This window comes from Aeribacillus sp. FSL K6-2848 (assembly GCF_038004325.1).
In the GTDB taxonomy this organism is placed as follows: Bacteria; Bacillota; Bacilli; order Bacillales; family Aeribacillaceae; genus Aeribacillus; species Aeribacillus composti.
Genome location: NZ_JBBOQQ010000001.1, coordinates 4196725 through 4218967, shown reverse-complemented (window position 1 = coordinate 4218967; position 22243 = coordinate 4196725). Strand labels below are relative to the sequence as shown.

The following is a 22243-nucleotide window of genomic DNA, read 5'->3' as shown; positions in this document are numbered from 1 at the left end:
ACAGTCTAACTAAATTAGTTAGGCTGTTTTTTGTTTTATAAAAGTTCTTAAAATAGCTATGATAAAAGGAACTCATCGTTTAGCTACAATTAAAAATGCCGATCGAATTCTAGTTATCACGAAAGAAGGAATTATAGAACAAGGGACACATAAAGAACTGATTGAATGATCAATGTCTTTTTAATTTGGTCAAAAATTTTAGAAAATAACTATCTTTCGAAATATATTATAATATAATAAACAACTTCAATGGAGTGAGTTTATGGACAGCAATTTACGAATGACGAAGTATTTCAGAGATAGTATTGCCGCAAAACTCCCGATTGATTTTAAAAACAGTGAATATGAAATTGTATCTTTGGAAGAAGTTGAACTAGGTAAGATATCAGAAAACAACTTACAAAAAATATTTAAAGAAAAAAGTGGAAATAAACTTGAAGTAATAATTGTAGCGAAAACGATTAAAAGGATTTTTACAGTGCAAGAAGGGGTTAATAACAATAATGATACGTTATCTGGCATATTTTTTATTCCCGCATTATTAGATGAAAATGGGGAACTTTATCCTTCAGAAAATAAATCTCCGTGGATACCAAGAGAATATCTATATCCTATAGTCGATACTACATTAGCAGTAGGCCATTTAGAAGCTTTTGATGATTTTATGACTAACCATCACAACGAACTAAAAAATAGCACGGATTGGAAAACTTATTTTAATTTATGCAAAGAAATGTATGAAGCCGTCACAGGAAGTAAGATAACAGATCAATCAGTGAATGGGATAGAGCTTGAAGATAAAATCTATTTGCTGAAAGATAATTCTATTGTTTCGACAAGAAGTATTTTAAAGCTATATGATTTTTTACAAGAAGGAGATTATTTAAAATCCAAATTATATTTAAACTTTATAAAACAAGAATTTAGTCCTATAAAGCCGCTAATAAAAAATTCAATAGAGGAGTCAAAAAAGCACATCGGTCAAATGAATGGGATTCATAAGCTGTCTCCTTCTCAGAGGGAGTGTTTGATACATTTCAATAATATGGAGGATGGTGATATTTTGGCCGTAAATGGACCTCCTGGTACGGGAAAAACGACGTTATTGCAATCTTTGGTTGCCAATTTATATGTCGAGAGAGCTTTAAAAAAAGAAAAACCTCCTTTAATTGTAGCTTCATCTACAAATAATCAAGCCGTTACAAATATTATAGAATCATTCGGGAAAATTACAAAAAAGTGGAAGCATAGTAATTTAGAAAATAGATGGATAGAAGGTGTTAATAGTTTTGCGGTCTATTTTCCATCCACAAGAAAAGTGAATGAAGCGGAAAAAAAAGGTTTTCAACATACGAATCAAAAAGGTGAAAACTTCTTTGAGAGAGTGGAAAGCGACGAAAACATTCAAGCTTCCAAAGAAAAATTTTTACGGGAATGCTCTCATTATTTTAATACAAAAATAAACACTTTAAACGAATGTGAAGATATAATTTGGCAACGGTTAAAGGAAATAAAAAAATATACTGATGATATTTTACAGTTATTCCATGAATTTTTTGAAATTTGTAATGGTGAGAAAAGTATAAATGCTTTTATTCAAGCGATTGAAAAAGAAATAGCAGCTGATAGAGAAAAATTAGATTATATAAACCATCGGAAAAATGAATGGCAAAATGAATATAGAAGAATTCCATTTTATTATCGATGGCTAAAATTTATACCAACTTTCAAACAGAAAATTTTGAACAGATTAAGTATCTTTATTAGTCCAGAGGAAGATTTTTTAAAAGAATCGATGGACATAGATGAAATTTTTGATAAATACAGTTCGATAGCTAAAGAAGTCAGAACAAATCTCAGGGAGAAGGAAGAAGTTTCAAAAAAAGTAAAAGCATTAAAATCATCTATACAGTCCGTTATTGATAATTTAATAAACCTAAAATTGATAAACAGAGAAGACTTTAAGATCTCAAGTAAATCAAAAATAGATGATTTGAATAAATTATTAGACACCTGCTTAAGGTATACTTCCTTTTGGCTATCGGTCCATTATTATGAATGTAAATGGTTAAAAGCAAAGAAATTAAGTGCTGAACAAAGGGGAAAAAATTTCAAAAATGTTTTAGAGCTGTTTTATGAAAACTTAAGTATGCTTACACCCTGCTATGTGATGACATTTTACCAATTACCAAAGCTTTTTCTTGCGTATGATGGAGTAGAACAGTACTTATATAATAAAATTGATTTATTAATAGTCGATGAGGCAGGACAAGTGACTCCTGAAATTGCTGCATGTTCGTTTTCATTAGCTAAACGGGCAGTTGTAGTAGGAGATATATATCAAATTGAACCTGTTTGGAATATTAATAAATCATTAGATATTTCATTAGCTATAGCAGCCAAAGTGATCCAAAATAAAGACGAGTTTGAAAAATTAAGAACTTTAGGCTTAAACACTTCAGAGTCTAGTGTGATGAAAGTTGCTTGCAAAAGCTGTCAATACGAAAAGTTTGGTGAAAGAGGGTTGTTTTTAAGCGAGCATCGTCGTTGCTATAATGATATTATTGAATACTGTAATTATCTAGTCTATAAAGGGAATTTAGAACCAAAAAGGGGCTATGGTAGAAATGATGAAAAATGTCCATTAAGGAAACTGTCAATTCCTCATTTTGGGCATTATCAAGTAGATAGTCAGAAATCTAGTAAACGAGCGGGTAGTAGATATAATGAAAAGGAAGCCAGAGAAATTGTAAATTGGATAATGAAGAATTTTGAACAAATAAAAGCTGCATACAAAGCTGAGTTCCCAACGTTAAACCCCAAAAATATTCTAGGTATTATAACCCCTTTTAAAATGCAGGTTGCAGAGATTAAGAAAATTTTGCCAGAAGAGCTTAAAAAAGTGGTTGATGTTGGAACTGTGCATACATTCCAAGGCGCAGAACGAAATGTGATTATTATGTCCACTGTATATGGTAAGGATGATGGATGTTATTTTATTGATGCAAAAAAAAGTTTGTTGAATGTGGCGGTTTCAAGAGCAAAAGATAGTTTTCTAGTTTTTGGTGAGATAGGCTGTCTTTCAAATAGTGAAGCAACTCCAAGCGGATTGCTGAAAAAAATGTTGACAAGTTTTAAATGAAGAATGTTTTTCTAGTAAAGATAGCCGTAGTATTAATAGTGGATAAATGCTTTAATAATTTAGGTTTTATGTTCTTTCCATTTTGCCGCTACCTGTTATTGCTATTATGGAACTGGTAAACAAGATTTTTTTATATTTACCGTTTTATTTTTAGAATGCAGGTAAGAGAGGGCTTTTAAGTTGCATATTTCAAAACAAACCTAAAAAAGCACTTTAGAAAACAGCAATACGAGAAAGTAATGATGTTGTTTTGAATCGTAACAAATTGGAGTACCTATAACATGTTAAAATGGTTATTGTTTCATTGAGAAATGTTGCATGCATATCCGAAAATGAGTGTTAGAAAAAAAATTTTTTTGCTTTAACGGAGGGATTTCTTTAGTAAATAAAATCAAAGTAATGTGGCAATAATAGAAATGACCATTACCTGCCAAAAAAGTCCAAATACGAAATGAAAATCGATTTTAAAAATATCTCGGCTTAAGGAGAAAAGATGGCGCCTCCTAGAACAGCTAGTGGCAAATCAGAACATTCACTTTTTTTCATTTCTATATGCTTGACTGTGAGCCTCTAACGGTATGAGTTTTTGCGAAAGCAAGTGATAAGAATTTGCAAGACGAACAAGCCTCTCCATGTAATAGTGAATTTGCAATAAAATATACAAACTCTTGTTTCTTAAATGCGATTAACCAATTATGTTTATTTCTCTCTGTTCTCCGTATCCATTTTTTTAGTCTAACATCAAGGCTTTATGCTTCGCCTATTTGATGAAACAAATTTAAAGCGCTAAAGTGAAAAGTGTGGTAAACTTTATTATCATTAAAATGTAATAGGGTGTTTGATTCAATTGGAAATTAAACAATTGAAGTGTTTTCTTGAGGTTACACGTACCGGCAATTTTACCACTGCATCTGAGAATCTGTTCATTACGCAGCCTGCTCTCAGCAGAATTATCAAATCATTGGAGGATGAAATTGGAGCACCGCTTTTCATACGTACTAGAAAAAAGCTGATATTGACGGATGCAGGCCGTATTTTAAAAAAACATGCTTTAAAAATTGAAAATCAGCTGCAGCAATTGGATGCAGAACTTGATAAAATGTTTATGCAAAGAAAACGACAAATTCGCATCGGGCTACCTACGATTACGAATTCCATTTTCTTCTCAAAATTGATTGCATCGTTTCATGAAGAATATCCAGAGGTGATTTTCCTACTAGAAGAGGATGGTTCCAAACCAGTTGAAGAGAAGGTTCTCAATAATTTATTGGATTTTGGGGTCGTTGTTCTTTCTGAGGAAAATGAAAATCTTGACAGTATTATATTTGTGAATGAGAAATTAAAACTAGTTGTCTCTTCGTCTCATCGTCTGGCGGGAAAACAAGAAGTGTCTTTGCAGGAGCTAAAAAAAGAGGACTTTATTATGTTCGACCGGGATTTTGTGCTAAGAAATCTTGTCATCAATTCTTGTAAAGAAGCCGGTTTTCAACCGAAAATTATTTCGGAAACATCACAACTGGAGTTTATTCAAGAATTGGTTGCCTACAATATAGGTATTACTTTGCTGCCTGAAAGTACGTGTATAGAACTAACAGATGATTTTAAAACGATCACCGTCACTAATCCGGAAATCGAATGGAATCTGGCAATGATTTGGAGAAAGGATGCAAGCTTATCACAGATTGCGCAGGAATTTATACGATTTGCAAAAGAAAAGCTGTCGACGGCTAATCCCGGCCAGGATTCTAAATCCGATTGAGTCAACTATAAGAAGGGGGCTGTCCGATAAGTCCCTAAAATGAAGCAAGTGGAGAAAAACAATTCGTTTCTCTCCACTTGCTTTTATATTTTTTCGATTTTTATCTGAAAGTAGCTGGCGGATGCCGGCTACTTTCAGTATGTTGTGGGCTAATGCCACAATCCCAAACTCAACATGTACCTTGTCGAGGCCCCGCAAAGAAAATCTGCGGAACGACCGATTGCCCTTGATGTGACCGAACACACTTTCTGCCTCGACTTTGCGTCGAGCGTAGATGGCGGCTTTCTCTTCACATTCAAGGGCTGTTTTGGCCTTTGCTTTCATTTCTTCGAAGATGGGATTCCAGTGAACTTGACGATTTCCCTTCGCTTTTGTGCATTTCGCTTTCAATGGGCAATCGGTACAATCTTCACATTCGTATATTTTGAAGCTTTGTTCATAGCCAGATGGATTCTTTTTGTTTTGGTATTTTTTAAACGTTACTCTCCTTCCATTCGGGCAAATAAAACAATCTTCCTCTTCACAATAGGTCCAGTTTTTGGCATTTTTAATGTCTTTTTTGTATGTACGTGTTTGTTCTTTTACATAGCTCCCATAAGGAATTAGAAACTCAAAACGGGGCTCTTTCTCATCACCAACTGCATATACATAGTTTTCTTCACTACCATAGCCTGCATCCGCAATGACCGTTTTGGGCATCGGTAATGAACTGGAGGCTAGCTTCTCCATATGTGGGATAAAGCAACGTGTATCGGTCGGTCGTTGATGAATGGTATAAAACAAGATAAACTGATTCTCTGTCCCCATTTGCACGTTGTATCCGGGCTTGAGCTGACCGTTTTTCATATGGTCTTCTTTCATGCGCATGAAGGTTGCGTCTTTGTCTGTTTTCGAGTAGCTGTTACGGTCACCGAACATTTCCTTTTGTTCCTTGTATCTTGCCATTCGGGGCAGGAAATCTTCACGAATTTGTTTCACCGATTTCTTTAATTGACTGCGTTTTTTTCGCTTCTCTTTCCGAATGGATGTATCGGTCTCCTTTTCGATTTCTTCCGTTAGCGTTTCAACTTTTTCTTCTATTTCTTTTGCGATTTCCTCCATGTTTTGTTCGGTGATCTCTGTATGTTGATCGCTTTCCTTTTGCCCTGTTCCGGCTTCTAATTGGGTTAATTCATGAATGTGCTTTAGTGTTTCTTGGATTTTTTCTTTTAATTTCTCTTCTAATTTCAAAGTGGATTTTTTCCACACAAAAGAATACTTATTGGCATTGGCTTCGATCTTAGTGCCATCCAAAAAGTAGTTTTCCATCGTGATGTAATGTTCTTTTATCAATTTGAGAATCATGACTTCAAAGAGCTCATCCATGAAAGCTTTCATCCGTTCCCCTCGGAACTCATTAATGGTGCGAAAATCTGGTTGTTGCATCGCTGAAAGCCACATGGCAGGAATATTTTCTTTAACGAGTTTTTCGATTCCTCGGCAGGAATAAACCTTTTGAGAATAAGCATACAGAATGATTTTCAGCATCATTTTGGGATGATAGGAACTTCTGCCGCCGCCTTTATAATGAGAAAACAATTGTTTATCTGGTATCGCCTCCACCATTTCGTCCACGACACGTGCCACGTGATGTTCGGGTATAAGAGATTCAATATCATAAATCATTTGAACTTGACGGTTGTCATATGGTTTGAAAGTAGGGGCTAAATTTCTTTTGGCAGGAGTTTTTTCTTCTTTTCCATCTAGAGGAAGTGTCATTTGTGTGTTATAATTTTCACGAGTAATCATTTGATTGCTCATAAAAAATCGTCCTTTCTGTAATGTTGTGTGGTAACTTCATTTTACTAGAAAGGACGATTTTTTTGTGCATTTTTTTTAAAAAGTGAAAAAATGAGGGGCTCCAAAAAGTCAGTTACCCTGACTTTTTGGACAGCCCCTTTTTTTACTTGAAGCAGAAACAAGAAAAAAGTGTCTTTTTTGTGTGGAGCCGTCTCTTGTACTTAAGCAGGGGTTAGGAAGGATTCATTTGAATATCATGTTTCATATGTTCGTGGAAGCGGCCGCTATCTTTTCATGAAAAATAGATAGAGGTTCTAGATGTCCGTTGATTTCCTGCATCTACAAACGATTCATAGATAGCTTGAAGAAAGACGGATGTTTCCAACGGTTAGAAACCGTCTGGGACTTGCTCTCGTTGTGCGATTGCGAGACAGTGGTCCGACCGTCCATAAACAATACGAGCTCTATATGGTGTAAACATTTTTTTCAATAGTCAATCACTGTTCGTTGTGAAAGAGGTAAAAACAATGTATATTTAATTGAGAATGATAATCATTTCCTGAGTTCTAGGAGAGGTGGAAATAGATGAAACATGACGAATTATACGATGTGACGATTATTGGCGGCGGACCAGCGGGGTTGTATGCGGCATTTTATAGCGGATTGCGGGAAATGAAAACAAAGCTGATTGAGTATCAGCCGCAATTGGGCGGCAAGCTTCATGTTTACCCGGAGAAAATGATTTGGGATGTTGGAGGACATGCACCGATTACAGGAGAGCAATTAATTAAGCAGCTTGTCAAGCAAGGATTAACATTTAATCCTACAGTGGTTCTAAATGAAAAGATTGAATCGATGAAACGAAAGGAAGATGGCACTTTTATATTGCAGACCGCTTCTGGACGGCAGCATTTTTCCAAGACGGTCATTGTCGCAGTGGGAAGCGGTATATTGAAGCCGCAAAAACTGGAGATCGAGGGTGCAGAAAAGTTTGAGGTGGCTAATCTGCATTATACAGTGAAATCGTTAAAGCTCTTCAAAAATAAAACGGTCATCATTTCAGGAGGAGGCAATGCGGCTATTGATTGGGCGAATGAATTAGTGCCGATTGCTAAAAAAGTGTATTTGACGTATCGAGGGGAGATGTTAAAAGGTCATGAATCGCAGGTGACGCAGCTTCTAAACAGCTCGGCTACTTGTTATTTTCATACCTCGATTACCAAATTGATTGCCAGCGAGGACCATGAACGGATTGAACGAGTCGAGCTAACAAACCGTGAAACAGGAGAGATCACCTATTTATCGATTGATGAAGTAATTGTGAATCATGGCTATGAGCGCGATTCCTCCTTGCTGGAAAAAAGCGAGCTGAATATTCAAATGATTGACAATCACTACATTGCGGGCAACGCCCATAGCGAATCTTCTGTACCGGGACTTTATGCAGCGGGGGATATTCTAAAATACGATGGGAAATTGCATTTGATTGCGGGGGCCTTTCAGGATGCCGCAAATGCGGTAAATAGCGCTAAACAATTTATTGAACCTAAGGCTGATAAATTTGGCATGGTATCATCCCATAACGAAATCTTTAAAGAACTCAACCGAGAATTGATAAAGCAAATGATGAAATAAAAGTTTATTTGGAATAGAATGTAACACACGGCCAAGCTCAATGATACGATCCCTTTATAGTAGACAGGAAAAAGAAAGCCTGTTCATCTGTCTATTATGGAGGGATTTTTCTATATGTGCTTTTTTATTCCTGTCTACTTGACTGGGGACAGCTCATCACACGGGTGGTTTTTTGTTTAGGTTAAAGAGCGCTTCCATACTATTTTGTTATGAATTGTATATAGGATTGGCATTGTATCTTTGCAAACCAGCTATATTATAATTCTCTTTGTAAAAATTTTAATACGGATGAAGCGTACGCTTCAAAAGTATTTTTATACGTAAGGTGATCATGATGGAAGCAAAAAAAGTTAAAGAAACACGTGTTGTTCAAACAGATCAAGTGCTCATTAATGATTTGAACAATTATCATACATTATTTGGCGGAGTTTTAATGAAGAAGATGGATGCATGTGCGACGCTTTCCGCCCGCAGACATACAAGGGTAAAGGAATGTGTTACGGCGTCGACCGACTCCGTTAATTTCCTTGAACCGATCCGGGTAAGTGATTCGGTTTGTATTGAATCATTTGTTAGCTATACAGGTAAAAGATCCATGGAGATTTTCTGTAAAGTGATTGCAGAAGATCTAGAAACTGGGAAACGAAGAATTGCAGCTACTGCATTTTTCACTTTTGTTCCCTTGGATGAGAATAAAAGACCGTTGGAAGTACCGCCTATTATTCCAGAAACAGAGGAAGAAAAATATCTCTACGAAACAGGAAAAGAACGTGAAAGCATTCGCAAGTTAAAAAGACAACAAAATAAAGAACTCGTGTCCAGACTTTCACTGAATAAACCGTGGGATTAATACGGAACAAAGGAATGATATAGTGTGATAATAGACTCTAGTTACGATGAGTTGAAAAATGCACAAACCGCTATCGAAAACTTAAAGGCAACAACACCAACTATTTATCGTAAATTTTTAAATATCGTCCATTTGACTCGTCAATTACAATATGGATATCAATATATGGGCTCTTTACTAATGGATGAAGACCCGGATCGATTCCAACCGAAATTTCAGGATGATTATGTATTGTCTATCTATCATCAGGAAATCGAAAAACTAAAAAAAGATAAAAGATTTCCGGAATTAAAACAATTGCTGCAATCATATAAACATATTAGCTATACAAACATTAGCAAGCTGGCTTTAGGGGAAAAACCAGCAGCATTAATTGGTCCAGCTGTGGTCCATTAATTGTTCGAAGGAAACTGAAAAAATTTAATTGGGTGGATCGAACTTTGATTCGATTCACCTTATTTATTTTTAAAGAGTGTTAAAAGGCCGCTTTCTCAGACCATAAATTCCTTGCATTACAAACAGCTGTCCGAAAAAAATATAAACGTTATTTTTATTTGAAAAAGGGGCGCCTCTTAGCTGAAAAATCAGCTTGAGACAGCCCCCACACCACCAACGGTTATTCTAAGGCCTTACTCCTTTTTAGTCCATTCACCGACAAATTCGATTTCGTTATAGGAATAGAAGTCTTTCAATATCTTTTCGCGATCATCTAAGAAAAGCTGATCCGCTACTTCTGACACGAGCTTGCGTATCCCGTATTTCAGGCCGGAAAGAGCAGCTGCTGTAATGCCGCAGCTGATCAAACCCGAATAGTTGAAAGCGAAAATTCCGTACAGAAGCTTTTTGCCCTTTTCATCGCGGCTTATAAAAGCGAAACCAGGGCTGAGATAAGGATGGGCATCAAGCATTGGATTGGCCAGCTCCTTCGGGGGATGATAGCGGTCTCCCCAACGAGCAATGTGGCTTTCGACAAGTCTCAGCTCCGGACGCAAAGCAGGATCAGTGACGAGTCCGGTGCAGATGATCAGAAAATCGAAGGTGAACTTGCCCTGAGGTGTGGTCACTACTGCACCTTGATCTGCAGCTTCAACATCAAGCCATGGTGCTCCTAAGTGCAGGTGAAAACCGGGCCATGAGGCTGCGCGTCCGAAGGTATCGTTGGTCGGCGGCTGATTATATTTAAAGAAATGAGCGATGATTGCATATTTATCAGCGTCCGATAGAGCTTGGAAACGTTCAATTAGACCGGAAACTTCCATATAGCGGATCGGATTGATACGCTGCAATTTCTTGCGGCGGACAAAGACATGAACTTCGGCAGCACCCTCTGATAAGGCAAAATTGGCATTATCAAAGGCAGATGCGCCGCCGCCCAAAATTCCGATCTTTTTCCCTTGTAGTGCTGTAAAATCAATTGCTTCTGAGGAGTGGGCATAGAGATGATGCGGCAATTTTTCAGCAATGAAAGGAGGAACATGCCATTCGCCGCCGCCTTGAATTCCCGTGGCTAAAATAACCTTTCGTGCGAGCAATATGTCAGATGGTGCACCCGTTCCTTCAATATGAAGCCGATGAATCCCTTCATCAGTCGGCTCTATCAACTTCAACTTTACTTCATTGATGACGGGCAGATTGAGAACTTTCCGAAACCAGCGCAAATAATTCATCCAATCTCCCCGAGGAATTTTGTCTAGCGCTTCCCAGCCTTCCGGTCCGAATTGTGCTTCCCACCAAGCGCGGAAGGTTAGGGAAGGAATCCCAAGGTCGATGGAGGTCAAATGTTTAGGTGTTCGCAAGGTCACCATACGGGCGTAGGTTTCCCACGGTCCTTCCCAGCCCTCTCGGTTTTCATCAATGACAAGAATGTTGGATATCCGTTCGCGTAGAAGACCGAAAGCCGCACCTAAGCCGCTTTGGCCGCCGCCGACGATCACGACATCGTAGACATGCCCTTCAGGTTTTTTTAGCGTTCGCACCCAGCTTGGACCTCCGAAGGCGAGATAGGAAAGATCGGTTTTCACTTGTTTGTTTAATGCCTCTAAGCTCATCTTTTTTCACTTCTTTCAACTGTAAGAATTTGAAAGTCACATATGTCAGCCTTATCCGTAAACAGAAATCCGCATGAGAAGAATTATTATATTGAATCAATCATTATTGTTTTACAGTACCACTTGCCCATATAGTATCACTTCAACCATTTTTATTGAATGTGTATTGTATCTAAAATCTCCTTTAATCATTATGTAAAATAACTAAAAATGCTTGTTTAATTTCCTCTAAGGAACGAATACCAAAGCTATCTTCATCTAGTCGTTCCTGTAAAACACTCCTAATGAGCCAATAGCTAACCGATTGCCCCGATTTCTCCTGCCTATTAATAAATGGGCATAATTTGTGCAAAAAAGCGCATCTTCTGATGTTCATTCCTCAGTCAATTTGTGTGGATGTTTTTTCTAGTTCAAATGCTTATTGTTGCTTTTTGTATAAATCCGCAGCGGTCAGCTTTTTTAAGACGATAACTATTAAAGCCGAATCTGTTAAAAAAATTTTCCTATCATTCGCAAAAAAATGAGTGATTACTCACTTCACAAAATTCGTTTGCACAACTATAATGTATGTGAGTACTCACTCATTTTATACGAAAGGATGGGAAAAAATGGCCTCAATGATTATTGTCCGTAAAGCTGCGATTTCATTTGGGAAGGAAAAAGTGCTAAAAAATATTGATTTGGACGTAAATGAGGGAGAGATTTTCGGGCTTCTTGGTCCATCCGGCTCCGGGAAAACGACGTTGGTCAAAATGATCACAGGAATTTTAGAGGGAGATCAAGGGAAAATTTCCATCAAAGATCAAAAAGTTCCTTCACTCGAGCTAATGAAATCAATCGGTTATATGGCGCAATCGGATGCTCTTTATCAGGAGTTGACCGCGAAAGAAAACCTGGAATTTATAGCCGCTATTTACGGGCTAAAACGCCAAGAACGGAAGAAAGCGATTCAGGAAGTTTTGGAAATTGTCGATTTAACTGATCATATGGATAAAGTTGTCAAGGACTTTTCAGGTGGGATGAAAAGGCGGTTGTCTCTAGCTGCTTCGCTCATGCATAAACCGGATCTATTAATTTTAGACGAACCGACGGTTGGAATCGATCCAGTGCTTCGCCAATCGATATGGAGTGAATTAAGAAAACTAAAAAACAACGGGATGACCATTTTAGTTACGACACATGTCATGGATGAAGCGGAAAAGTGTGATCGTCTGGCCATGCTAAGAAACGGTTATATCATTGCTTGTGATACGCCGGAAAAGCTAAAAGAAAACCAAAAGGTCGATTCACTTGAAGAAGCATTTTTAGCATACGGGAGGAATGAGAAATGAGAATAGGAGCTGTTGTCATCCGAATTATAAGACAGCTGTTAAGGGATAAACGGTCGATTGCTTTATTGATCTTTGCGCCGCTTTTAGTTATCACTCTTGTATGGCTTGTATTAGACGGCGACCCATACGAACCGAAAATAGCAGCAGAAAATATACCGGCGCCGCTTGAGCAAGTATTGCAAAATGAATTGGAGAAAGATGTTGTTCACATGTCCGAAAGTGAAGCGAAGGAGGCTTTTCAAAAAGAGGATTTAGATGCATTTATAACGATAAAAAATCATGTTCCGTATGTTTTGCTGGAAGGAAGCGACCCGACAGCCAATTCAGCGGTTATGAAGGTGATTCAAACCGCCTTCAGCTCCCTGTCAGACCAAAAAAATATTCAGCCTGATGTCGAATATTATTATGGCTCTGACAAAATCAATCTTTTTGATCAGACGGGTTCAGTACTAATCGGTTTTTTTGTCTTTTTCTTTGTTTTTGTGCTAGGCGGTATTTCATTTTTGCGGGAAAGAACACAAGGAACATTAGAAAAATTGCTGTCGACGCCGATTAAAAGATGGGAGATTGTAACAGGCTATTTGCTAGGATTTGGCTTATTCACGATTATTCAATCGTTCGTTATTGTCACGTATTGCGTATATGTACTTGATATTTGGATGGCAGGGGATTTTTGGCAGCTGTTAGTAGTTACATTTTTATTAGCCATCACTGCGCTGGCGCTTGCTACCCTTTTATCAGCCTTTGCAAATAATGAGCTGCAAATCATGCAGTTTATTCCGATTGTCATCATTCCACAAGCATTTTTTTCGGGAATCTTTAACTTGGAGACATTGGCAGAGTGGTTGCAAGTGTTGAGTAAATTTATGCCGCTTACTTATGGAGCGGACGCCATTCAAGAAATCATGATTAAAGGAAAAGACTTGGTCGATCTTTGGCAGGATTTGCTAATATTGTTCGGCTTTGCGCTGCTTTTCTATGTCTTAAATATATTTGCATTGAAAAAACATCGCAGGTTATAACAATAAAAGAGAGAAATAAGGAGGAAAGTGTATGGACCAGAAAAATTTTATGGACGAGTTCATGAAGGCAGCGAATCAAGATTTAACGCCGAAGCAGGCAAAAATTCTTCAAGCGGCAGTCGAAATTTTCGCCGAAAAAGGGTATGCTGCGACATCCACGAGCGAAATTGCGAAAAGAGCCGGGGTAGCGGAAGGAACGATTTTTCGCCATTACAAAACAAAAAAAGATTTGCTGATATCCATCGTTTCACCGATCATTATAGAATTTGCCGTTCCCTTATTTGCTGAAAGGTTTATCAATGAAGTTTTCCAGGATCAACGACTTGATGATTTTGAAGATCTGTTAAGGAAAATCATCCGCAACCGCTATCAATTTGTCAAAAACAATGTCCCATTGTTAAAAATTTTTTTTCAGGAAATAGCGTTCCATGCAGAAATTCAAGAAAAATTTAGCGCGGTTTTTACTGAAAAAGTTTTGCCTCAGTTTATAAAAGTTGTCAACCATTTTAAACAAAATGGGCAAATAGGTGATTTTCCCACCGAGACTGTCATTCGTTTAACGATTAACGCGATCGTTGGGTTTTTCATTACCCGCTTTTTGGTCATGCCGGATTATCCATGGGATGACGAGAAAGAAATGGAATACACGGTCCAATTTATTCGAAACGGGTTAAAGGGGATTTGACGGCTTAATCAATCATCAAAGATACATGATTTTTTGCAGGATAGTCTACCCTGAAGGAAGACTATCCTCTTTTAATTAAATTGGAATTAACCAAGCGGTCTTCGAAATTTAGCAATATGGTATATATTAGCAATACCAGCGGCTTGTTGAATCTGATTTCATTTACCCTCGTTTTTTCTCATCAAACTGCTGATTATCAAATTTGTTAATGCATTATCAATCAACCACCACTACTTGTTGGCTGCCATATATCTTTTTAATGTTAGGACTAATATTTTCTGTTATTAAGTATGTTAAATCTTTAGTAGGACATACAATGTGATTGGAAACAGTGCTTAATTTATCAGATGTTGCCATCCCTAATATTTCAGAAGAGATGGAAGCCATTTTCCGCTTTACTAATGCTTCTGATAAGCTTGGGACGCTGATTCCTATATAAGGATCAATTTTGTAAATTCCCATGATATATAAATCTGCTCTCATATTACTTAAAGATTCGACAGTGTCTATTCCTAAATTAACCATTGATTGTTTGAATAAAGTTCCGCCGATCATAATAACATCAATATGTTGATGATTAGTCAGAGCCATAGCGATTGGCGGGCTGTTTGTAATGACGGTGGCTTTTAATGTTAAAGGTAATTGGTTTACTAGATGTAAATTAGTCGTTCCTCCATCAATTAATAAAACCATGTCTTCTTTTATAAAGGATAAAGCTTTTTTAGCTAATTTAATTTTAACTTCATTAAACATGTGCTGCCTTGTTGAAAAATCAACAACAGGAGGCCCTATCCTCAAAGCTCCGCTATGAACCCTTTTAATAAGTCCGCGGTTATCAAGCTCCTTTAAATCTCTTCGAATTGTATCCTCCGAAACTGACAGGCGTTTACTTAAATCGCTTGCAATAACTTTATGTTCTTCATTTAAAATCTGCAAGATTTTTTGTTGACGTTCTTCCTTTAGCATAGTGACTTTACTCCTTTAAGTCTTTCTTATAGTTTATCATAATTTCAACAATTGATCAAAACGCATTCGCGCAAATAATGGCATGAAAACGCAAAAACATGCTTTACTTTTCATTGTATGCGTTTTATAATAAAGGAAAACATGCAAACACATGCAAATGGAGGCACAAACATGCAAAATAATAAAAAAATAACGATTGCACCTTCTATAATGTGTGCTGACTTATGTAATTTAGAAAAAAGTGTAAAAGAAATTGAGAAAGAAGGACTGGATACTTTACATATTGATATTATAGATGGACACTTTAGCCCTAGTATGCCATTGGGAATAGATACTATTAAGCAATTACGAAAAATAACTGATATGAATTTTGATGTCCACATTATGTCCAATAATAATGAATTTTTTATACAAGAGATGATCAAAATTGATGTACAACAAATATCATTTCACTATGAAACGAGCACTCATATTGATCGATACATTAACTTAATAAAAAACAATGGAATTAAAGCAGGTTTAGCACTCAACCCAGCAACTCCCCTGTCTGTCCTGGATTATATTTTGCCGCAGTGCGATACCATTTTGTTAATGTTAATCAATCCAGGCTTTGCAACTGATGAAAATGAAAAGCAAGTTTCTTATGCAATAAAAAAAGTAGAAGATTTGGCGCGATTAATAAAAGAAAAAGAATTGGATACAAATATTGAGGTTGATGGCAGAGTATCTTTAGACACAATACCAAGCTTAGTAAAAGCTGGGGCCGACATACTAGTTGCCGGGAGTACAAGCTTATTTATTCGAGACAAAAGTTTAGCTGAGAATAAAAAAGCGATGGAAAAATGCATCATAGAAGGTTTATTGTGAAAAGAGGGGAAATAATGGTTAATTACTATGATATTGTAAAGGAAATTACAAACGAACTCACCACTACTTTAAACCAAATTGATATGAATGAAGTCAATAAATTGTTAATCGAGATAAAAAAAGCAGATAAAGTATTTTTTGTCGGGGTTGGAAGAGTTCTATTATCTTTGAAAGCTATCGCTAAACGATTAGCTCATCTTGGTATTAAAACTTATATTGTCGGCCAAATCACTGAGCCTGCAATAACTGAAAAAGACTTGTTGATAGTGGGATCGGGAAGCGGAGAAACGGCTTTTCCATTAATCATTGCAAAGAAGGCAAAGCAATTTAAAGCAAAAGTTGCTCATATAGGTGCAAATCCAAATAGCTCAATGAATGAGTATTCAGATTGTTTCGTAAGGATACCAGTAGGTACAAAACTACAGCTGCCAAATGAAGTGAAATCTGTACAACCAATGACAAGCTTATTTGAACAAAGCTTATTGTTATTAGGCGACGCGTTAGCCTTAATGATGATTAGAGAGCAAAATATTGATATGTCTAGTCTTTGGCAATATCACGCGAATTTAGAGTAAAAAGTTAATAGCTTCGCTGGATTGGATATTCTTTGATAAAGAGTTTTAAGTATTGTAAAGGGAGATAATATTATGCTAGCGTTGCATTTTGGTGCAGGGAATATAGGGAAAGGTTTAATTGGTTACTTATTAAACAAAACTGGGTATGAAGTTTGTTTCGTGGATATAAATCAAAAAACGGTTGATAAATTTAACAATTACAATAGTTATCAGGTTGAGATATTAGATGATAATCATACGATAGAGACTATCTCTCCGGTTTCAGCATTAAACAGTGTAACACAAGAAGAAGAAGTGATCAATGCTATTGTGAATGCAGATTTAATTACAACATCTGTCGGCATCAATAACATACCTAAAATTGCTAATATATTAGCTCAAGGCCTTTTGAAAAGAGCAAAAGAAAATAAAAAGAAGATCGACATTATCGCAAATGAAAATGCAATTAACGCTTCTTCCAGTTTGAAACGTGAGATAAAGAGATATGTTTCAAATAAAGAAATGGAAAATATATGTACTTTTGTTGGCTTTCCTAATTCAGCTATTGATCGCCTAGCTTTATCAAAACATAGCGAAGGGGGTGAGAGTGTTCTTGTAGAACCGTTCTATGAATGGATCATTAACAAATCAGAAATCGTTAATGCAGATTCGCCTATTATAAAAAACGCAATCTATGTTGAAGATTTACAGCCTTATATTGAAAGAAAATTATATTTAGTGAATATGGGTCATGCGGCAACTGCTTATATTGGGTTTTTAGCAGGAGAATCTACAATACAGAGCGCTTTGAGAAATGCAAAAATTGAACATCTTGTACGGGAAACGCTAAATGAAGCTTCCCAATATATTTTAAGGAAATTTAATATGGACCCAAAAGATATGAGTGATTTTATTGAAAGAATTATAAAGCGCTTTAAAAACAAAAATATTAGCGACTCGATTTTGCGAGTAGGAAGATCGCCGATTCGCAAACTGGGCTATAATGAACGATTAATTAAACCCACTAGAGAACTTTTTGATTTAGGACTTTCAATAGAATATTTATCAGTTGCCGTTGCTGCTGCATTTTTATTCGATAACCCTGATGATGAAGAGTCTGTAATTTTGCAAAACTACATTTGTGAAAATGGGATCGAACAAGCCATTTTACATTTTACAGAGTTAGAAAATAAAACAATTAGAGAAAAAATTAAAGAAATTTATTATCAACTAAAAATACAGAAATGGTATTGTAAATAGAATCATGAAGAAAGGTGAAACGGTGTGTTAAGTGAATATTTAAAAGGTAATATAAATTTCTTGAATAGAGTATCTTCATGGGAGGAATCTATAAGAGTTGCTTCCGATCCTTTATTAAAAAAAGGTAATATTACTCCTAAATATATTCAAGATATGATTGATAATGTCAATAAAAATGGTCCATATATAGTAATTGTTCCGGGAATTGCCATGCCGCATGCAAGAAACGAAGGAGGAGTAATCAAAACAGGCATTTCTTTTTTGAAATTACAAAACAACGTGCAGTTCCCAGAGGGAAAAGAAGTGAATATTATTATCGTCTTAGCGGCTGAAGACAATTCAAGTCATTTAGGTTTGCTATCCGACTTATCTTCTATACTAATTGATGAAGATGTTGTAAATAAGTTTAGAAATTCAAGCAATGAAGAAGAAATAATGAATGTTATTAAAATGGTAGAATAAAAAATGTTTTTTTGATTAAATTTAAAATTTAAACATCTTTTTTTTTCAAAAAAGTATAGAAATTTCTTCTATAAATATTGATATGAAGAAAGGGTGTTATACATGGAAAATGTAATTAAAGCCAAAACCCCATCTTTTCGTGCACGCATCCAAGCTGTTGGAGGATTCTTGACCAATATGGTTTTGCCGAATATTGGAGCTTTTATTGCATGGGGGTTATTAACAGCTTTGTTTATACCTTCTGGCTGGTTTCCAAATGAGAATCTTGCTAGTATAGTTGATCCGGCAATCAAGTATTTATTGCCTTTGCTTTTAGCAAGCACAGGAGGGAGAATGGTTGCCGGCCAAAGGGGCGCTGTAATGGGTACCATCGGAGCCATAGGGCTAATAGTTGGATCCGATATACCAATGTTTTTAGGCGCGATGATTATTGGTCCTTTGGGAGGCTGGCTTATAAAGAAATTTGATAAATTGATAGATGGTAAAATACCTGCAGGATTTGAAATGATTGTTAATAACTTTTCAATTGGTATTTTAGGCTTCTTTCTAATGATTTTCTCCTTTTATTTTATAGGACCGGTTATTGAAGCGGCAAATAATGTTGTTTCATCCGCTATTAAATCTCTAGTGGATACAGGGTACTTACCATTATTATCTCTTATTAATGAGCCAGCTAAAGTATTGTTTTTAAATAACGTCATTGATCAAGGAATATATTATCCTTTAGGTATGCAAGAAACGCTTGAAGCAGGAAAATCAATTTACTTTACCGTTGCGTCAAACCCAGGACCTGGTCTTGGATTATTATTAGCTTTTAGCTTTTTCGGCAAAAAGGCTGCTAAGCGGACTGCTCCGGGTGCTATAATAATTCATTTCTTCGGAGGCATTCATGAGTTATACTTCCCATATGTATTAATGAAACCATTAACAATTTTAGCAATGATTGCCGGCGGGATGTCAGGTATTACAACTTTTTATCTTTTCGATGCGGGTCTTGTAGCTGGACCTAGTCCGGGATCCATAATATCTTATTTAGCTTTAACCCCTAAAGGTAATTTCCTAGGAATCATTTCAGGTGTAATCGTAGCTGCGGTAGTATCCTTCATCGTTACTGCAATAATATTAAAGTTTGATAAAAAAACAGATGAAGAAGATTTTACAAGTTCAATCGAAAAGTCAAAAGCAATGAAATCTGAAGGGAAACAAATTTTAAATCCATCTAATGAACTGTCTAATACAAAAATAAGTAAAATTTCATTTGCTTGCGATGCAGGTGCCGGCAGCAGTGCATTAGGTGCAACCACATTTAGAAAAAGACTGCAAAAAGCAAATATTGACGGTATTGAAGTAAAACATTATAGAATAGAGGATGTTCCAGAAGACACTGACATTATCGTCGTTCATAAAGATTTATTAGAAAGAGCAAGATTATCTCATAAAAACAAAAGAATTATCACTATAGAAAATTATATAGAAGATCCTAATTTATTAAAATTAATTGATGAATTAGGGAAAAGGTAAACAAATGGTTTTGTGTAATTGGAGATTCTTTGCTTGCAAACGTTATCAACAATTTTATAGATATTAGTATTAAAAAGAAAAATAATCATTAGGAGATTAGAGATATGAAAACAGTACTCCCTTGAGATTTAACTTTTGTGGACGTGGTGTTTTTGCAAATGGCGCAAATAAGGCAATGCTCACTTTTGCAATCGCGGACGGCTCACCACGTCCACTATTCAAAATTAGATTGAACAAAGGCCCTAACTTATATAAGTTAAATAGCCTAAGATACCATAAATTTAATTTACGGTTTTTCTAATCTGAAATGAATTGAAAGCAATGGAACTCCTGATTTATCTTTTTAAAAATATGTTCAAAGTTTTTTAAGTTTCTATCTCTCTAATAAACGAAGAAGTTGTTTTATGGTAATTTTGCAAAATTAAGCGATACACCAATTATTTCAGATTCGGCTATTGTGATTTTGTGTTGAAGACAACAAGAAAATAATAAACATCCGCCCACTATAAAATTATTAATTTTCACTTTTTCAAACGTGCCTATTTCTAAGTCTTTCTATATAATACTTGAATTTGGAAACAGTTTCAAGTTTTATTTAATAATCATTATAGGTGACACCTTTTTTTCGAGTTTGAGCTGTCTGCTTATTCCTGTGAAAAATCATTCTACATGCGAAAAGCTTTTTGGGAAAGAATTGCACTTTGGAACAAACAAAGATAAAGAAATAATAGGAAATGACAGAAATGATGGAAAATACGCTCTGTTTTTTCTTAACGTTTAACTATGTAGAAAACGATCAAGATCAGAAGTATCATCTTTTACGAATGAATCTAACAAAGCTGTTGAAATCATTATCTTCAATCTATAGCAAAAGCCGGAATGGTATCATAACCACTCCGGCTTTTTGATTGCAAAGTTTTTGGAATTATATCGGTTATATTAAGCTGCGGATTGCTTATTATTTTTAAAAGAATTGATATATGAAATAGCTTTTTCAACATCGAACTGACCTTCCCATTTAGACATAACGACAGCGGCTAATGAATTTCCAATGACATTGACCACTGTTCTAGCCATATCGAGAATACGGTCAATACCTGCGATAAATGCAAGACCTTCAGGCGGGATGCCTACTGCTCCCAGCGTAGCCAACAATACAACAAATGAAACGCCTGGAACGCCTGCAATTCCTTTTGAGGTCAACATTAATACTAGCACCAATGAAATTTGATCAGCGATGGACAAATCAATGCCATACATTTGTGCTATAAACAGTGCTGCTAATGCTTGGTATAGGGTTGAACCATCTAAGTTAAAGGAATAACCTGTTGGAATGACAAATGCTGTAATGGATTTTGGGCATCCAAATTTCTCCATTTTCTCCATTATTCTTGGCATAACTGTTTCTGAGCTTGAGGTTGAATAGGCAAGGATAAGCTCTTCTTTAAGTAAACGGATGATGTGAAAAATGTTTAGACCGACTAATTTTGCAACAAATCCAAGAACGACGACAACGAAGAATAACATTGTTCCATAGCCGACAATTACTAATTTACCCAACGGCACCAATGATTCGATACCGAATTTAGACACAGTCACACCGATAAGGGCAAACACACCAAATGGTGCAAATTTCATCACTTGGTTCGTCACCCAGAACATCGTTTCAGCTGTACCTTGGAAAAAGGCAATGATCGGTTTTCCACGCTCTCCGATGGCTGTGACTCCAAGTCCGAAAAATACAGAGAAGAAAATGATCGCCAGCATATTTCCTTCAACAAATGCCTGGAAAATGTTTGGTGGAACAATGTTGACAAATGTATCAGCTATTCCGTGGCTTTCAACTGCTTCTGCCGTATCGACATAACTATGAATATCTGTTTTCTCTAATGAGCTCATATCGACGCCGGAACCAGGCTGAAAAATGTTAGCTGCTAAAAGTCCGACAATAATGGCGACAGTTGTAATAATTTCAAAATACAAAATTGTTTTTCCGCCAAGCTTTCCGAGCTTTTTTGTATCACCTACACTTGCAATACCGACAATTAAGCTGGAAATAACAATTGGAATGACGATCATTTTAATTAATCGTAAAAATATATCCCCAATTGGCTGCAAAAATTTCGCAACATCTGGGTTACCATAAAAAATAGTACCAACAACAATACCTAGTACAAGACCTATTAAAATTTGCCAAGCCAAGCTTATTCTTTTCATCATAGCACCTCTTTTCTTTTATAATTGCCTCCAAAACGAATGGATGACAAAATTGATTATCATTATCTTTTAAATGATTACTCGTCGAAATAATAAGCTATAATAATTAGTAGAGTTGTTTGCGAGAGCGCTTACGAGTTATCTC

At 36.2% G+C, this 22243-nt stretch carries 17 protein-coding genes; 13 read left to right on the top strand and 4 right to left on the bottom strand.

Annotated features, from left to right (window positions below; all coding sequences use genetic code 11):
* The first annotated feature begins 262 nt into the window (after positions 1 to 262).
* Together NSS70_RS20185 and NSS70_RS20180 are read left to right on the top strand one after the other, a co-directional pair.
* Complete coding sequence (locus NSS70_RS20185; protein WP_340882431.1) at positions 263 to 3142, top strand: AAA domain-containing protein; 2880 nt, start codon at positions 263 to 265, stop codon at positions 3140 to 3142.
* Between the two features lie 847 nt (positions 3143 to 3989).
* Positions 3990 to 4901: a LysR family transcriptional regulator gene (locus NSS70_RS20180; RefSeq protein ID WP_066251505.1), complete on the top strand. Its 912-nt coding sequence runs from the start codon at positions 3990 to 3992 to the stop codon at positions 4899 to 4901.
* On the opposite strand, the gene NSS70_RS20175 is transcribed toward NSS70_RS20180, so the two are convergent.
* A complete protein-coding gene (locus NSS70_RS20175) occupies positions 4818 to 6659 on the bottom strand; it encodes an IS1182 family transposase (protein WP_445290605.1) in 1842 nt (613 codons plus the stop codon). The two genes, NSS70_RS20180 and NSS70_RS20175, sit on opposite strands and share 84 nt — an antisense overlap.
* Positions 6660 to 7265: 606 nt before the next feature.
* On the opposite strand from NSS70_RS20175, the gene NSS70_RS20170 reads away from it, so the two are divergent.
* The 3 genes from NSS70_RS20170 to NSS70_RS20160 all read left to right on the top strand — a co-directional run bounded on the left by NSS70_RS20170 (position 7266) and on the right by NSS70_RS20160 (position 9561).
* Complete coding sequence (locus tag NSS70_RS20170; protein WP_144598304.1) at positions 7266 to 8315, top strand: NAD(P)/FAD-dependent oxidoreductase; 1050 nt, start codon at positions 7266 to 7268, stop codon at positions 8313 to 8315.
* A gap of 334 nt (positions 8316 to 8649) precedes the next feature.
* Positions 8650 to 9165 carry an acyl-CoA thioesterase gene (locus NSS70_RS20165; protein ID WP_082829614.1) on the top strand — a complete coding sequence of 172 codons (516 nt, stop codon included), beginning with the start codon at positions 8650 to 8652 and terminating at the stop codon, positions 9163 to 9165.
* A gap of 24 nt (positions 9166 to 9189) precedes the next feature.
* Positions 9190 to 9561: a hypothetical protein gene (locus NSS70_RS20160; protein ID WP_063388277.1), complete on the top strand. Its 372-nt coding sequence runs from the start codon at positions 9190 to 9192 to the stop codon at positions 9559 to 9561.
* A gap of 233 nt (positions 9562 to 9794) precedes the next feature.
* Here NSS70_RS20160 and NSS70_RS20155 read toward each other — a convergent pair whose 3' ends face one another.
* On the bottom strand, positions 9795 to 11213 hold the full coding sequence (locus NSS70_RS20155; protein WP_339210690.1) for an NAD(P)/FAD-dependent oxidoreductase: 1419 nt from the start codon (positions 11211 to 11213) through the stop codon (positions 9795 to 9797).
* A 608-nt stretch (positions 11214 to 11821) separates the two neighbouring features.
* Between NSS70_RS20155 and NSS70_RS20150 the strand changes: the two genes are divergently transcribed.
* From NSS70_RS20150 to NSS70_RS20140, 3 genes are read left to right on the top strand one after another with little or no spacing between them, the layout of a single operon-like run.
* Positions 11822 to 12544, top strand: coding sequence for an ABC transporter ATP-binding protein (locus tag NSS70_RS20150; protein ID WP_339193674.1), 723 nt, complete (start codon positions 11822 to 11824; stop codon positions 12542 to 12544).
* On the top strand, positions 12541 to 13566 hold the full coding sequence (locus NSS70_RS20145) for an ABC transporter permease (RefSeq protein WP_339193672.1): 1026 nt from the start codon (positions 12541 to 12543) through the stop codon (positions 13564 to 13566). The genes NSS70_RS20150 and NSS70_RS20145 overlap by 4 nt, the downstream gene beginning before the upstream one ends.
* A gap of 31 nt (positions 13567 to 13597) precedes the next feature.
* Positions 13598 to 14251, top strand: a complete 654-nt coding sequence (locus NSS70_RS20140) for a TetR/AcrR family transcriptional regulator (protein ID WP_339193670.1) — start codon at positions 13598 to 13600, stop codon at positions 14249 to 14251.
* Between the two features lie 216 nt (positions 14252 to 14467).
* On the opposite strand, the gene NSS70_RS20135 is transcribed toward NSS70_RS20140, so the two are convergent.
* A complete protein-coding gene (locus tag NSS70_RS20135; RefSeq protein ID WP_066251483.1) occupies positions 14468 to 15217 on the bottom strand; it encodes a DeoR/GlpR family DNA-binding transcription regulator in 750 nt (249 codons plus the stop codon).
* Between the two features lie 171 nt (positions 15218 to 15388).
* Here NSS70_RS20135 and NSS70_RS20130 point away from each other — a divergent pair, with 171 nt between their 5' ends.
* From NSS70_RS20130 to NSS70_RS20110, 5 genes are all read left to right on the top strand, one after another.
* Positions 15389 to 16084: a ribulose-phosphate 3-epimerase gene (locus NSS70_RS20130; RefSeq protein ID WP_066251481.1), complete on the top strand. Its 696-nt coding sequence runs from the start codon at positions 15389 to 15391 to the stop codon at positions 16082 to 16084.
* A 14-nt stretch (positions 16085 to 16098) separates the two neighbouring features.
* A complete protein-coding gene (gene hxlB, locus NSS70_RS20125) occupies positions 16099 to 16659 on the top strand; it encodes a 6-phospho-3-hexuloisomerase (protein ID WP_066251479.1) in 561 nt (186 codons plus the stop codon).
* Between the two features lie 72 nt (positions 16660 to 16731).
* Positions 16732 to 17898, top strand: a complete 1167-nt coding sequence (locus NSS70_RS20120) for a mannitol-1-phosphate 5-dehydrogenase (protein ID WP_340882425.1) — start codon at positions 16732 to 16734, stop codon at positions 17896 to 17898.
* Between the two features lie 24 nt (positions 17899 to 17922).
* Positions 17923 to 18360 carry a PTS sugar transporter subunit IIA gene (locus tag NSS70_RS20115; RefSeq protein ID WP_066251473.1) on the top strand — a complete coding sequence of 146 codons (438 nt, stop codon included), beginning with the start codon at positions 17923 to 17925 and terminating at the stop codon, positions 18358 to 18360.
* 102 nt (positions 18361 to 18462) lie between these two features.
* A complete protein-coding gene (locus NSS70_RS20110) occupies positions 18463 to 19881 on the top strand; it encodes a PTS mannitol transporter subunit IICB (RefSeq protein ID WP_066251470.1) in 1419 nt (472 codons plus the stop codon).
* A gap of 939 nt (positions 19882 to 20820) precedes the next feature.
* On the opposite strand, the gene NSS70_RS20105 is transcribed toward NSS70_RS20110, so the two are convergent.
* Complete coding sequence (locus tag NSS70_RS20105) at positions 20821 to 22098, bottom strand: cation:dicarboxylate symporter family transporter (protein WP_066251467.1); 1278 nt, start codon at positions 22096 to 22098, stop codon at positions 20821 to 20823.
* Between the last annotated feature and the right edge of the window lie 145 nt (positions 22099 to 22243).